This window comes from Intestinimonas massiliensis (ex Afouda et al. 2020) (assembly GCF_900626285.1).
GTDB classification, from domain to species: Bacteria; Bacillota; Clostridia; order Oscillospirales; family Oscillospiraceae; genus Flavonifractor; species Flavonifractor massiliensis_A.
Map to the genome: position 1 here is coordinate 3,185,306 of NZ_LR131147.1, position 12,643 is coordinate 3,197,948.

General features: G+C 62.8%; 13 protein-coding genes. 7 read left to right on the top strand and 6 right to left on the bottom strand.

From position 1 onward, the window contains the following. Window positions 1-262 precede the first annotated feature (262 nt). The 5 genes from E0E41_RS15555 (at window position 263) to E0E41_RS15575 (ending at window position 3,175) form a co-directional block, all read left to right on the top strand. On the top strand, window positions 263-493 hold the full coding sequence (locus E0E41_RS15555) for a EutN/CcmL family microcompartment protein (protein WP_130870664.1): 231 nt from the start codon (window positions 263-265) through the stop codon (window positions 491-493). A gap of 21 nt (window positions 494-514) precedes the next feature. After that, on the top strand, window positions 515-1,600 hold the full coding sequence (eutH, locus tag E0E41_RS15560; protein ID WP_130870665.1) for an ethanolamine utilization protein EutH: 1,086 nt from the start codon (window positions 515-517) through the stop codon (window positions 1,598-1,600). Then, window positions 1,593-2,009 (top strand): cupin domain-containing protein, encoded by a 417-nt coding sequence (locus tag E0E41_RS15565; RefSeq protein ID WP_130870666.1) that lies wholly within the window; start codon window positions 1,593-1,595, stop codon window positions 2,007-2,009. The genes eutH and E0E41_RS15565 overlap by 8 nt, the downstream gene beginning before the upstream one ends. 63 nt (window positions 2,010-2,072) lie before the next feature. Further along, the gene (locus E0E41_RS15570; protein ID WP_130870667.1) at window positions 2,073-2,735 is read left to right on the top strand and encodes a single-stranded DNA-binding protein; all 663 of its coding nucleotides are present in this window, start codon (window positions 2,073-2,075) and stop codon (window positions 2,733-2,735) included. A gap of 26 nt (window positions 2,736-2,761) precedes the next feature. Further along, window positions 2,762-3,175 carry a DUF3842 family protein gene (locus E0E41_RS15575; RefSeq protein WP_130870668.1) on the top strand — a complete coding sequence of 138 codons (414 nt, stop codon included), beginning with the start codon at window positions 2,762-2,764 and terminating at the stop codon, window positions 3,173-3,175. A 75-nt stretch (window positions 3,176-3,250) separates the two neighbouring features. Here the strand turns inward: E0E41_RS15575 and E0E41_RS15580 are convergent, their stop codons facing one another. From E0E41_RS15580 to E0E41_RS15585, 3 genes are all read right to left on the bottom strand, one after another. After that, window positions 3,251-4,612, bottom strand: a complete 1,362-nt coding sequence (locus E0E41_RS15580; RefSeq protein WP_130870669.1) for a short-chain fatty acid transporter — start codon at window positions 4,610-4,612, stop codon at window positions 3,251-3,253. A gap of 79 nt (window positions 4,613-4,691) precedes the next feature. Next, window positions 4,692-4,853 (bottom strand): hypothetical protein, encoded by a 162-nt coding sequence (locus E0E41_RS18605; protein ID WP_165450574.1) that lies wholly within the window; start codon window positions 4,851-4,853, stop codon window positions 4,692-4,694. 124 nt (window positions 4,854-4,977) lie between these two features. Continuing rightward, window positions 4,978-6,189, bottom strand: a complete 1,212-nt coding sequence (locus tag E0E41_RS15585; RefSeq protein WP_130870670.1) for an NADP-dependent isocitrate dehydrogenase — start codon at window positions 6,187-6,189, stop codon at window positions 4,978-4,980. A 184-nt stretch (window positions 6,190-6,373) separates the two neighbouring features. Here E0E41_RS15585 and E0E41_RS15590 point away from each other — a divergent pair, with 184 nt between their 5' ends. After that, the gene (locus E0E41_RS15590; RefSeq protein ID WP_130870671.1) at window positions 6,374-7,693 is read left to right on the top strand and encodes an MATE family efflux transporter; all 1,320 of its coding nucleotides are present in this window, start codon (window positions 6,374-6,376) and stop codon (window positions 7,691-7,693) included. 3 nt (window positions 7,694-7,696) lie between these two features. Here the strand turns inward: E0E41_RS15590 and E0E41_RS15595 are convergent, their stop codons facing one another. After that, complete coding sequence (locus E0E41_RS15595; protein ID WP_130870672.1) at window positions 7,697-8,725, bottom strand: YeiH family protein; 1,029 nt, start codon at window positions 8,723-8,725, stop codon at window positions 7,697-7,699. A gap of 204 nt (window positions 8,726-8,929) precedes the next feature. Between E0E41_RS15595 and asnA the strand changes: the two genes are divergently transcribed. Further along, a complete protein-coding gene (gene asnA, locus E0E41_RS15600) occupies window positions 8,930-9,943 on the top strand; it encodes an aspartate--ammonia ligase (RefSeq protein ID WP_130870673.1) in 1,014 nt (337 codons plus the stop codon). A 20-nt stretch (window positions 9,944-9,963) separates the two neighbouring features. On the opposite strand, the gene E0E41_RS15605 is transcribed toward asnA, so the two are convergent. Then, the gene (locus tag E0E41_RS15605) at window positions 9,964-11,802 is read right to left on the bottom strand and encodes an LTA synthase family protein (protein ID WP_242623806.1); all 1,839 of its coding nucleotides are present in this window, start codon (window positions 11,800-11,802) and stop codon (window positions 9,964-9,966) included. A 124-nt stretch (window positions 11,803-11,926) separates the two neighbouring features. Further along, a complete protein-coding gene (locus tag E0E41_RS15610; RefSeq protein ID WP_130870674.1) occupies window positions 11,927-12,640 on the bottom strand; it encodes a V-type ATP synthase subunit D in 714 nt (237 codons plus the stop codon). Window positions 12,641-12,643 lie beyond the last annotated feature (3 nt).

The following is a 12,643-nucleotide window of genomic DNA, read 5'->3' on the forward strand; positions in this document are numbered from 1 at the left end:
GGGCTTGTTTTGCCGGGGGGGGGGGGGGGGGGGGCCCCCCCCTGGTCCCCCCCGGGCCGGCGGGGGGCCCCGGGGGCCCTTGGGGGGCCCCGGCCCCCGGGCGGCCCGGGGGAGCCGGGGGTCGGGCCCCCCGGGCGGCCGGGGCCCGGGTTACCCGGGGCCGGGGGGCCCGGGGAGCCCCGCCGCTACCGCCGCACCGCGCCGGCGGGGATCTACCGCCGCTGCCTCAGTCTGGAGCGGCGGCTGAGGGAGATGGGTGTCTGTGTTATTGGGACAAGTGGCCGGTAAGGTATGGGCCACCAAAAAATCCCCCGCCCTCACCGGCCAGACCTTTCTGACGGTGGAGGTGGGGGACAGCCTCCTGGTGTGCGCCGACTGTGTGGGGGCCGGTGAGGGCGAACGGGTCCTCATCGCCACCGGCGGCGCCGCCCGGCTGGCGGCGGGGGGCCAGATCCCCGTGGACGCCGCCATCGTGGGCATCATTGACCCGTAGGGAAAAGAAAGGGGACAGAATATGTCCATCAATGAGATCATCGTCTACCTGATGGTGGTATTTATGGCCCTGGGCGCCATCGACCGCATCCTGGGCAACCGCTTCGGGCTGGGCGAAAAGTTTGAGGAGGGCATCCTGGCCATGGGCTCCCTGGCTCTGGCCATGGTGGGCATCATCTGCCTGGCCCCGGTGCTGGCAAACCTGCTGCGGCCGGTGGTGGTGCCCTTCTATCAGGCGCTGGGGGCCGACCCGGCCATGTTCGCCGGCACCATTCTGGCCAACGACATGGGGGGCGCCCCTCTGGCCCAGGAGCTGGCCCTTACCACCGAGGCGGGCCAGTTCGGCGGCCTCATCGTGGGCTCCATGCTGGGCCCCACCATCGTGTTCACTATCCCGGTGGGCCTGGGCATCATTCAGGCCGAGGACCGGCCCTGCCTGGCCACCGGCGTACTGGCAGGCATCATCACCATCCCCATCGGCAGCTTTGTGGGGGGCCTGGTGGCCGGGTTCCCGGCGGGTATGGTGGTGCGCAACCTGCTGCCCATCGTGCTCTTCGCCGTGTTCATCGCCCTGGGGCTGGTCTTTGTCCCCAACGGCATGGTAAAGGGCTTCCAGATTTTCGGCAAGATCATCGTCATCATTATCACCATCGGCCTGGCAGCGGCCATCATCCAGGCCCTCACCCCCCTGACCCTCATCCCCGGTCTGAACCCCATCCATGAGGGCATCTCCATCGTGGGCGACATCGCCATCGTGCTGGCGGGTGCCTTCCCCCTGGTGTATGTCATCACCAAGGTGTTCCGCACCTCCCTGATGAAGCTGGGCCGCCTGCTGGGGATGAACGACGTGGCGGCGGCGGGACTGGTGGCCACCCTGGCCAACAACATCCCCATGTTCCAGATGCTCCACGACATGGACCGGCGGGGCAAGATCATCAACGTGGCCTTTGCGGTGTCCGCCGCCTTTGTGTTCGGCGACCACCTGGGCTTTACGGCGGGCTTTGATGTCTCCATGATCTTCCCCATGATCGTGGGCAAGCTGGTGGGAGGCGTCACCGCGGTGGCGGTGGCCATGTTTCTGACCCGAAAGGAAGTGCGGCATGGATAAAATTCAGTTGGAAGCCATCATCCGCCAGGTGCTGCTGGAGCACCTGGCGGGCGGCGTGCAGGCGGTGAAGGTGCCAGAGCTGTCGGTCACCGAGGCCCACCGGATGGGCACCGGCAATCCGGTGGACAGGGTCTACACCCGGGACCTGTTCACTCTGGAGCAGTCCCCCCGGCTGGGGGTGGGCCTCATGGAGATGACCGACACCACCTTCCCCTGGACCCTGAACTACGACGAGATGGACTATGTCATCAGCGGGCGGCTGGACATCAAAAGCAACGGCCGGACGGTGTCCGCTGGACCGGGGGAGCTCATTTATATCCCCAAGGGCAGCGGCATTGAGTTCTCCGTCACCGGCCACGCCCGGTTCCTCTACTTCGTCTACCCCGCCGACTGGCAGAACCAGCAGTAAGGCATACCCTGGGACAAACCTGCATATAGATGCCACAGCTATCAAAAACAAGCAGGAGCGTGGATGGATATGCAGACAGGCTGGAATGAGAACCGGGCACTGCTCCGGGGCACCGCGGCGGCGGCCCCGGTGTGGTCCCATGAGACCCACGGTGTGGTATACGAGCTGTTTCCCCTGGAGGTGCTCCGGCTGTCCGGGTGGGCGGACCGGATCAATGTCATCGCCCCCCGGACCCTGCTGGAGGAATACCCGGTGACCGCCGGGATGCCGCTGGAGGTGGAGGGAGAGGTGCGCTCCTTCAACAACAAGAGTGGGCGGGGCAGCCGCCTGGTCATCACCCTCCATGCCCGCACCCTACGGCCGGGGGACGGGCCGGACGAGAACCGGCTGGTTCTGGCCGGGGTACTGTGCAAGCCGCCGGTGCTCCGGCGCACCCCCCTGGGCCGGGAGATCTGTGACCTGATGCTGGCGGTGAACCGGCGGTACGGCCGGGCGGACTACCTGCCCTGCATCGCCTGGGGAGCCCTGGCCCGGTGCTGCGGAGAGCTGGGGGTGGGGGACGGCATCCGGCTGGACGGCCGGCTCCAGAGCCGGGAGTACACCAAGGTGGACCAGGGCGTCACCGAGAAGCGCACCGCCTACGAGATCTCGGTGATGCACCTGGAGCCTATGGCGGCGGAACCGGCACAAAGCCCTTGCGCCGGGACGGCAAATCCGGTATCATAGAGAAAAAACGAAGGGCGGAGATACATATGCAGATCCTGGTGGTGGACGGACAGGGGGGCCGGATCGGCCAGCAGCTGGTGCGGGCCATTCTGGCCAAGTTCCCCGGGGTGGAGGTATTCGCCGTAGGCACCAACGCCACGGCCACCGCCGCGCTGCTGAAGGGGGGCGCGGCCCAGGGCGCCACGGGGGAAAACGCCCTGAAGGTGGCCTGCCGGAAGGCGGACGTGATCCTGGGACCCCTGGGCATCGTCATCGCCGACGCCCTGATGGGTGAGATCTCCCCCGCCATGGCCGCCGCCGTGGGCCAGAGCCCGGCCAAGAAGATCCTTGTGCCCATGAACCAGTGCGACATCTTTGTGGCCGGCGTAACGGAGGCCCCCGTCTCCCGCCTGCTGGAGAGTGCGGTGGAGCAGCTGGGCAAGCTGCTGGAGAACGCATAAAAAACAGCCGCCCATACGGGCGGCTGTTTTTTTGCTGTTTGATTTGGTGCAGATCACGGAGTAGTAGGCCGGGGTTTAGAAGAACATGCCCCACAGGACGAAGCCGCCGCAGGCCACCACACCGGTGAAGATGGTAACGATGACCAGGTAGCCCATGATGTTGCGGGCAGACAGGCCGGCGATGCCCAGAGCAGGCAGAGCCCAGAAGGGCTGGATCATATTGGTCCACTGATCGCCCCAGGCGATAGCCATGGCGGCCCGGCCGTACTCGATACCCATCTTGGTAGCGGCAGGCATGACGATGGGGGCCTGAACCGCCCACTGGCCGCCGCCGGAGGGCACGAAGAAGTTGATGATACCGGCGGACAGGAAGGTCAGCACCGGGAAGGTGATGTTGTTGGAGATGTTGGTGAAGAAGTTGGCGATGATGGAAGCCAGGGACACGCCGTCGGCGTTGGCGGCCACCATCAGGCCCATGATGCCGGCATAGAAGGGGAACTGGAGCAGGATGCCGGCGGCGCCGGCAGCAGCGTCGCCGATGGCGTCCACATACTTGCGCAGGTCGCCGTGGAGCAGGATACCCAGGAACAGGAAGATCATGTTCACGATGTTCAGGTCCAGGTTGAAGCCCTTCTGCACGAAGTAGTACACGATGTAGGCAAAGCCCAGCACCAGGGTGATGATCCACAGGATGCGGCTGTGCTCGATCTTGTCGGCGGGGGTCTCAACCTTATAAGTACGCTCTTCCTCATCCACCAGCAGAGCGGGGTCAACCACGATAGTGTGGTCGGCATCGGGGTGCATGGCGTAGTTGACGAAGGGCATCAGCACCAGGATCACACCCACCATCAGCAGGTTCATGGGGTGGAAAATAGTGGCACTGGTGGGAGCATAGTACATCACGTCCAGGATCTTGGTGCCGCCCTCGGCGCCGATCTGCAGGGGGATGGAGCCGGACAGGCCGGCGTGCCAGATCACGAAGCCGGAATAGGCGGACGCGATCAGCAGGGGGTAGTCCACATCCTTCACCCGCTTGGCCACCTCACGGGCCAGCAGAGCGCCGGCGATCAGGCCGAAGCCCCAGTTCAGCCAGCAGCAGATGGTGGACACAAAGGTCGTAATCAGGATGGCGGAACGCTTGTTGTGGGCCAGGGACGCGATGGCGCCCAGGATCCGCTTGCAGATCTTGGCGGAAGCCATGGCAGAGCCCAGCACCAGCACCAGAGCCATCTGCATAGCGAAGGCCAGCAGGCTCCAGAAGCCGGACGTGGTGCCGGCCTGGCCGCCCCAGGCCCAGATCAGTTCCACAGGGCCCTGCTGGGTGCCTACCATAGCGGCAATGAATACGACAATGGTCAGGATGATGGCGAACAGGAACGGGTCCGGCAGCCACCGATTGACTACTCTAACGCAGCCATTGGTAAATTTCTTAAACATACCTTTCCTCCTTACACACACACTGTAAACCACTCATGATCCTCACCGCCCCACATTATAGAGCCCGTCTTTGGTCCTGTCAATCACTACCATATGGTTTAATTTTTTTGTCCTGACGCTCCTGTTTTCGCTGTTTTTCCGTTCTGATTTCTTGTTCTTTTGTGTTTTCCGTCCAATTCAAGCCTATATTTTGTGTCCTGGCCTGCCGTTTTGTAGAAAACACACTGGTGTATTGTCCCAAATTGCCGTCCTTGCCCAAAATATTGGACGGACCAGTTCTGTTATTTTTTTCACAAATATTTTTCCAATGCATGAAAAAAGCGGGAAGGATTCGAAATCCTTCCCGCTTTGCGGCTCGGTATTGTTCAGCCTTCCTCCACTTTGGCCCGGATGGCCTTGAGGAAGTCCAGGGAATTGACGCCCTTGGCAGGGGTCTCCCCCTCCCACAGGCCCACCAGGTCCTTGGTCATGACGCCGCCCTCGATGGTGGCGATGGTGGCCGCCTCCAGCTTGTCGGCAAAGTCCACCAGGGCCTGGATGCCGTCCAGCTCGCCCCGTTTGCGGAGGGCACCCGTCCAGGCGAAGAGGGTGGCCACCGGGTTGGTGGAGGTCTCCTCCCCCTTCAGATATTTATAGTAGTGACGGGTAACGGTGCCGTGGGCGGCCTCGTACTCGTACTTGCCGTCGGGGCTCACCAGCACGGAGGTCATCATGGCCAGGGAGCCGAAGGCGGTGGACACCATGTCGCTCATCACGTCGCCGTCGTAGTTCTTGCAGGCCCAGATGAAGCCGCCCTGGGACCGGACCACACGGGCCACCGCGTCGTCAATGAGGGTGTAGAAGTACTCGATGCCCAGTTCATCGAACTTGGCTTTGTACTCCACGTCAAAAATTTCTTGGAAAATATCCTTAAAAGTGTGGTCGTACTTCTTGGAGATGGTATCCTTGGTGGCGAACCACAGGTCCTGCCTGGTGTCGATGGCGTACTGGAAGCAGGACCGGGCAAAGGAGCGGATGGAGGTATCCTTATTATACTGGCCCTGGAGCACGCCGCCGCACTCGAAGTCATAGATGGTCTGACGGAACTGCTCCTTGCCGTCGGCGCCGGTAAACACCAGCTCGGCCTTGCCGGGACCGGGCACCCGGTACTCGGTGGACTTGTACACATCGCCGTAGGCGTGACGGGCGATGGTGATGGGCTTCTTCCAGGTCTTGACCACGGGAGAGATCCCCTTCACCATGATGGGGGCCCGGAACACGGTGCCGTCCAGAATGGCGCGGATGGTGCCGTTGGGGGACTTCCACATCTGGGAGAGCTTGTATTCCTCCACCCGCTGGGCGTTGGGGGTGATGGTGGCGCACTTCACCGCCACGCCGTACTTCTTGGTTGCCTCGGCAGAATCAATGGTCACCTGGTCCTTCGTCTGCTCCCGGTAGGGCAGGCCCAGGTCGTAATACTCGGTCTTCAGGTCGATGAAAGGCAGAAGCAGCTCGTTCTTGATCTGCTGCCACAGCACCCGGGTCATCTCGTCGCCGTCCATCTCCACCAGGGGAGTGGTCATCTGAATCTTTTCCATGGTCTCCTCCTCGATCTGATCAAATTCTTTAACGAGGCAAATTATACGCCTATCCACCGAAAAAGGCAACCATCCTTTGGGAAATCATTTGGTTTTTCTTGCATTTCCCCCGTAAAGGGGCTATACTTGCTTTCGCGTGTTTTCAGACGCCGTTTATCCTGTCAGAAATCGAGGTCGAATCCCTGTGTTCAGCAAATCTGCCCTGCGCAGGCTCATCCTGCCCCTGATCATTGAACAGCTTCTCTCCGTCATGGTGGGCATGGCGGACATCGTGATGGTATCCGCCGCGGGCGAGGCGGCGGTGTCCAGCGTGGCCCTGGTGGACCTGATCAATGTGCTCATCCTCAATATCTTTGCCGCCCTGGCCACCGGCGGCGCGGTGGTATGCGCCCAGTCCATCGGCGCCGAGCATCTGGACCGGGCCAACCGGGCCGCCAATCAGCTCATGTACATCATTTCCGCCGCGTCCCTGGCCATCATGGCCCTGGTGCTGCTCTTCCACCGGCCCCTGCTGGGGCTGCTCTTCGGGCAGGTGGAGCCGGCGGTGATGGAGGGTGCCGTCACCTACTTTGTCATCTCCGCCCTGTCCTACCCCTTTATCGCCCTGTACAACGGCTGCGCCGCCCTGCTGCGGGCCATGGGCAACTCCAGAGCCTCCATGCTGGTGTCCGCCTGGATGAACGGGCAGAACATCGTGGGCAACGCCATTTTCGTGTACGGCTTCCACCGGGGGGTGGACGGCGTGGCCTGGTCCTCCCTGCTCTCCCGGATCGTGGCCTTCGTCATCATGCTGGTGCTGCTCCACAGCAGCCGCAATCCGGTGCGGGTCCAGGGGCTGCTCTCCTTCCGGTTTGAGCCGGAGATGATGGCCCGCATTCTGCGCATCGGAGTGCCCAACAGCCTGGAAAACAGCTTCTTCCAGCTGGGCCGGGTGCTGCTGGTGAGCCTGATCTCCACCTTCGGCACGGCCCAGACCGCCGCCAACGCGGTGGCCAACAACATTGACAGCTTCGGCTGCATCCCCGCCCAGGCCATGGGCCTGGCCCTCATCACGGTGGTGGGCCAGTGCGTGGGGGCGGAGGCCTGGGACCAGGTGCGGCGGTATACCGTCAGGCTGATGAAGCTGGCCTACCTCTTCACCTGGGCCCTCAATGCGGTGCTGCTGCTCAGCCTGCCCCTGATCCTGAAGCTGTACAGTCTGTCGCCGGAGACCCAGTGGTATGCCACCGTGCTGATCTTCATCCACAACGGATGCGCCATGGCCCTGTGGCCCATGGCCTTTACCATGCCCAACGCCCTGCGGGCCGCCGGAGACGTAAAAGTCCCTATGGTCATTTCCGTGTGCTCCATGGTGGTCGTCCGGCTGGGGTGCAGCTACATCTTAGGCGTCCACTTCGGCCTGGGGGTCATCGGCGTATGGATCGCCATGGTGGGCGACTGGGTGGTGCGCATCATCTTCTTTACGATCCGGGCCAGGCAGGTGCTGTGGAAGGCGCACCCCTGAGCCTTACCAGATCCCCAGCACGTGCTGCATGCCCAGGCTCACCGCCGTGATGGCCGCCCAGCAGCAGGCGCCCATCACAATGGGCTTGCCGCCGGTCTTGACCAGCTTGACGATGTCGGTGTTCAGGCCGATGGCCGCCATGGCCATGATGATGAAAAATTTGCTCAGTTCCTTGAACGGGGTAAATACGCCGCTGCTCACGCCGGCGCCCAGGCACACCGTGGTGAGGATGGAGGCCAGCACGAAAAACAGGATAAAGAAGGGGAAGATCTTGCTGATCTGAAAGCTGCCCTCCCGCTCCCCGCCGTCCCGCTTGGCTCTCACCACCCGGAACAGGGCCAGGGCCAGGGTGATGGGGATGATGGCCAGGGTGCGGGTCAGCTTGACGATGGTGGCGGTGTCCAGGGTGTTGGCCCCGGGGTGCATCCCGTCCCATGCGGCGGCGGCAGCCGTCACGGAAGAGGTGTCGTTCACAGCGGTGCCGGCAAACAGGCCGAACCCCTCGTTGCTCAGGCCCAGCAGCCCGCCGAAGGTGGGAAACAGCAGGGCGGCCGCCACATTGAACAGGAAGATCACCGAGATGGACTGGGCGATCTCCTCATCGTCCGCCCCGATCACCGGAGCTGTGGCGGCGATGGCGGAGCCGCCGCAGATGGAGGAGCCCACGCCCACCAGAGTGGAGATATTGGTGGGCACCTTCATCAGCTTGTGGAGCAGGAAGGCCACCACCAGCGAAGTGGTGATGGTGGAGACGATGATAGGCAGAGAGGTCAGCCCCACCCGGGCCACCTCCGACAGGTTCATGCCGAAGCCCAGCAGCACCACAGCCAGCTGCAGGATGTACTTGGAGGTGTAGGCGATCCCCGCCTGGGTCCGCTTTTTCTCCCGATAAAACAGGGCGATCACCATGCCCGCCAGAATGGCGAACACCGGCCCGCCTACCACAGGGACCGCCTTGCCCAGCAGCCAGCAGGGGATGGCCACCGCCAGGCACAGCAGCAGGCCCAGACTTCTCTCGCTCCATTGCTTCATTGCAATTGCTCCTTCCAACATTTACATTTGTCGGAGCCAGTATACCCCTCTTTTTTCATCATGTAAAATGATGATATTTTATCCTTCAATAAATATTTATTATGGAAATTCCTGTATGCCCTTTTGCAGGTGCCCCTTGCCGCCGGCCTGCTTTTCCTGTATAATGTGATACATTGAAGTCATCAAGAAAGAAGGAGCGTTTTTATGCTGCAAACCGTGATTCCCCAGGGGTATGCCCCCTGTCTGAACTTATATGATACGCAGAAGGCCATCGGCCTGCTGAAGCGTCTGTTTGAGGATACCCTGGGGGGCGCCCTCCATCTGCGCCGGGTGTCCGCTCCCCTGTTCGTGGAGGCCTCCACCGGTCTGAACGACGACCTGAACGGAGTGGAGCGGCCGGTATCCTTCGATATCCCCGACGCCGGGCGGGAGGCTCAGGTGGTCCACTCCCTGGCCAAGTGGAAGCGGATGGCCCTGTACCGCTACCAGTTCTCGGTGGGTGAGGGCCTGTACACCGACATGAACGCCATCCGCCGGGATGAGGAGCTGGACAACCTCCACTCGGTCTATGTGGACCAGTGGGACTGGGAGAAGGTCATCGCTCCCCGGGACCGGAACGAGGCCTATCTGAAGGACACGGTGCGCACCATCGTCAAGGCCATGGCGGAGACCCAGTCCACCCTGCGCTCGGTGTTCCCCCAGCTCACCGCCCTGCCCCCCCTGGACACCGAGGTGTCCTTCGTCACTACCCAGGAGCTGGAGGACCGCTGGCCGGAGCTGAGCCCCAAGGAGCGGGAGGACGCCTGGGTCAAGGACCATCCCACCACCTTCCTCATGGGCATCGGCGGCGCCCTGAAGTCCGGCAAGCCCCACGACGGCCGGGCGCCCGACTACGACGACTGGACTTTGAACGGGGACATTCTGGTGTGGAACCCGGTGCTGGGCCGGGCCTTTGAGGTGTCCTCCATGGGCATCCGGGTGGACCCGGCGGCCATGGACCGGCAGCTCACCATCGCCGGCTGTGACAACCGGCGGGAGCTGCCCTTCCACAAGATGCTGCTGGAGGGCAAGCTGCCCCTGACCATCGGCGGCGGCATCGGCCAGTCCCGGCTGTGCATGCTGCTGCTGGGCAAGGCCCACATCGGCGAGGTACAGGCTTCCGTGTGGGACGAGCAGACCATCCGGGCCTGCCAGGACGCCGGGGTGATCCTGCTGTAAGACGCAAAAAGGAGATCTGCCTATGGCAGGTCTCCTTTTTTCTGCGTGATGGGCATGTCGAACAGCTCCGCCTGCCGCTCATCGCGGCCGAACAGGTTGTTGTACTGCACACACTGATAGTCCTGGATCAGCGGGGTGTAGTCGTTGTTCTCCAGGTGGCTGTATGCGTGTCCGCTTTGATCCAGATAGCCCACAAAGGTGAGGGCAGGCAGCTGCTCCTGAAGCTGCCACAAAAAATCTCCGTAAGCCGTGCTCCCGATGCCCGCGTACCGCAGCAGGTACTGGCCCAGGAAATTGAGGCTGGTTATCTCCGGCCCCTCCTCCGGCAGCGGGTAGTTGGCCCAGATGACAAAGGGGACAAAATACTTCTCCATGTACTGCCCCATGCTCATCTGCTCCTGGGGAACGCCGTAGGCCTTGTCCAGGAAAGCCTGCTCCAGAGAGGGCTGGTGGTCTCCGAACATGACGATGATGGTGGGCTCCTCCTGCTGCGCAAAGTACTCCACCAGGGTGCGGAAAGCCTGGTCGGTCTTGTTGGCCAGGGTCAGGTACTGCTCCGCCATGGGATACAGGCCCGGCACGTCGGTGAGGGTGACCTGGGCGGGATAGTCCGCCGCGGTGTAGCCGCCGTGGTTCTGAATGGTGACGTTGAAGAGGAACAGGGGCGCATCCCCCTGCCGGTGCTCAAATTCCCAGATCACCTGCTCAAAGTCGGACTGGTCGCTGACATACCCGTGCTCAAAGCTCTGGGGCACGTCCATATCCTCGCCGCACTTGTAGCTGTCAAAGCCCAGGTTGGGATAGGCCCGGTCCCGCTGCCAGGAGGTGCACTCGCCGGGGTGGAAGGCCAGGGTGTCATAGCCCTCCGCCTTCAGCCTGGAGGCCAGGGAGGCTGTGGGTCCCAGCACGTACTGCTGGTAGGGGATGCTGCCCGACGGCAGGAAGGCCATGGAGTTGCCGGTGAGAAATTCGAACTCGCTGGCGCTGGTGCCCGCGCCGAACACCGACGTATAGGCGTGGCCGTACACCGCGTTGTCCAGGGAGGAGATGTAATCGGTGACGCTCTCGCTGAGGGAGAGGTTGCCGTAGTACTCAAAATCGGCCCAGGATTCGTTCATGATGGCCACGATATTGGGCCGCTCCACCGACACCTCCGCCGGCTCCGGCGCCTCTACGTCCGCCATGATCTGCGCCACATGGGCCCCTGAGGGGTCCTCCGGCTCCTCCACCTCCAGGAATTCGGTGTTGCGCAGGAAAGCCGCCAGGCAGCCGCCGGTCCGGTAGGAGCCTGCCGGGTCCCACACGTCGGTCTCCACCGAAAAGCGCTCCAGCCGCTGGGTGGGAAAGAGGAACGTCAGGCAGACCAGCCCCGCCCCCAGGCACACCAGCCGCAGGGGCCACCGCTTCCCGGTCAGCCGCAGAGGGGCCTTGTGTTCCTCCTTGTGGAGGAACACAATCAGGGCCACCATCAGGATGATGGCCGCCGCCATCTGCCAGGTGGGGATGAAGCGGTAGTTCCCCGCCACGTCGGCGGCGGTACGCAGGGCGGTCAGGTCCCAGGGCAGGATGGGGGTGCCCCGGAAGGAATTGACGAAATAGTTGGCCGCGCCCCAGGCCCCGGCGGCAATATGGACGCCGATGCAGCAGGGGGCGATCCGCCCCGTCAGCGCGCACAGGGGCCAGAACAGCAGGGCGATACACAGGGCATTGGCCAGGGCCGGACCCGGGCCCATGCTCCAGGGCAGAGCCCCGTAGGTGAACTGCATGAGCCAGGCGGCGGTCAGAGGGGTCAGCAGCAGGAAGGCGGCCTGCCACAGGCCGGTCTTGATCATCTTGGAATGGGTCGCTTTTACTTGCATGATGGGTCTCCTGTCAGGGGAAGATAGGCTGTGATTATACCGCAGAATCCCCTTCCTGTCAAAAAAGCTCCTGCCCGGAAAAGTTCCAGGCAGGAGCTTTTTGCTTGTTTCTTCCGGCGGAGGGTTATACGCCCTCCGGGTCCTCCAGGTGGCCGCCGAAGGCTTCCACCGCTCTGGCGTCGGCCGCCCGCTTCTCCTCGATGGACTCCTTGAGGAGCATATCCTTCACCTTCATCAGGCGGATGGTGTTGGACCGCTCGTTCTCGTCCAGCTTCATGGAGATATACTTGATGGCCTCCTCCATCTGGGGGATCTTCACGTACTCCAGGGCGTTGACCCGGCGGCGGGTCTTTTCGATCTCCTCCGCCAGCAGCTGGGAGGTCTTTTCGATCTCGGCCAGCTTCAGCATATCCTGGAACACGCCGGACAGGGCGTCCACGGCGCCGTCCAGCTCGCCGGAGGTGGCGGCGAAGCCGTAGGGATAGATCTCCCCGGCGTCGTCGCTCTTGGTCTTGAAGTGGTAGATGGGCACGTTGACGCTCATGATGTTCTGGAACGTCATGTCCAGCTCCACGCTCTGCTTGGGATACATGAGGGACTGCTCCAGCATCTCGCTGGACATGAGGGCGGAGGCCACGGTGAAGGAGCCGTGGGCCTTCATCAGCCCATCCTCCACCTTCTTCCGCAGAGCCCGGTTCTCCCGCACCACGTCCATGAACTGCTTCATCAGCTCATCCCGCTTATCCTTCAGCAGCTTGTGGCCCCGGAGGGAGGTCTTCAGCCGGCCCTTCAGCCGGGTCAGCTCCTGCCGGGTGGGGTTCACGTTAATGGCGGGCATACC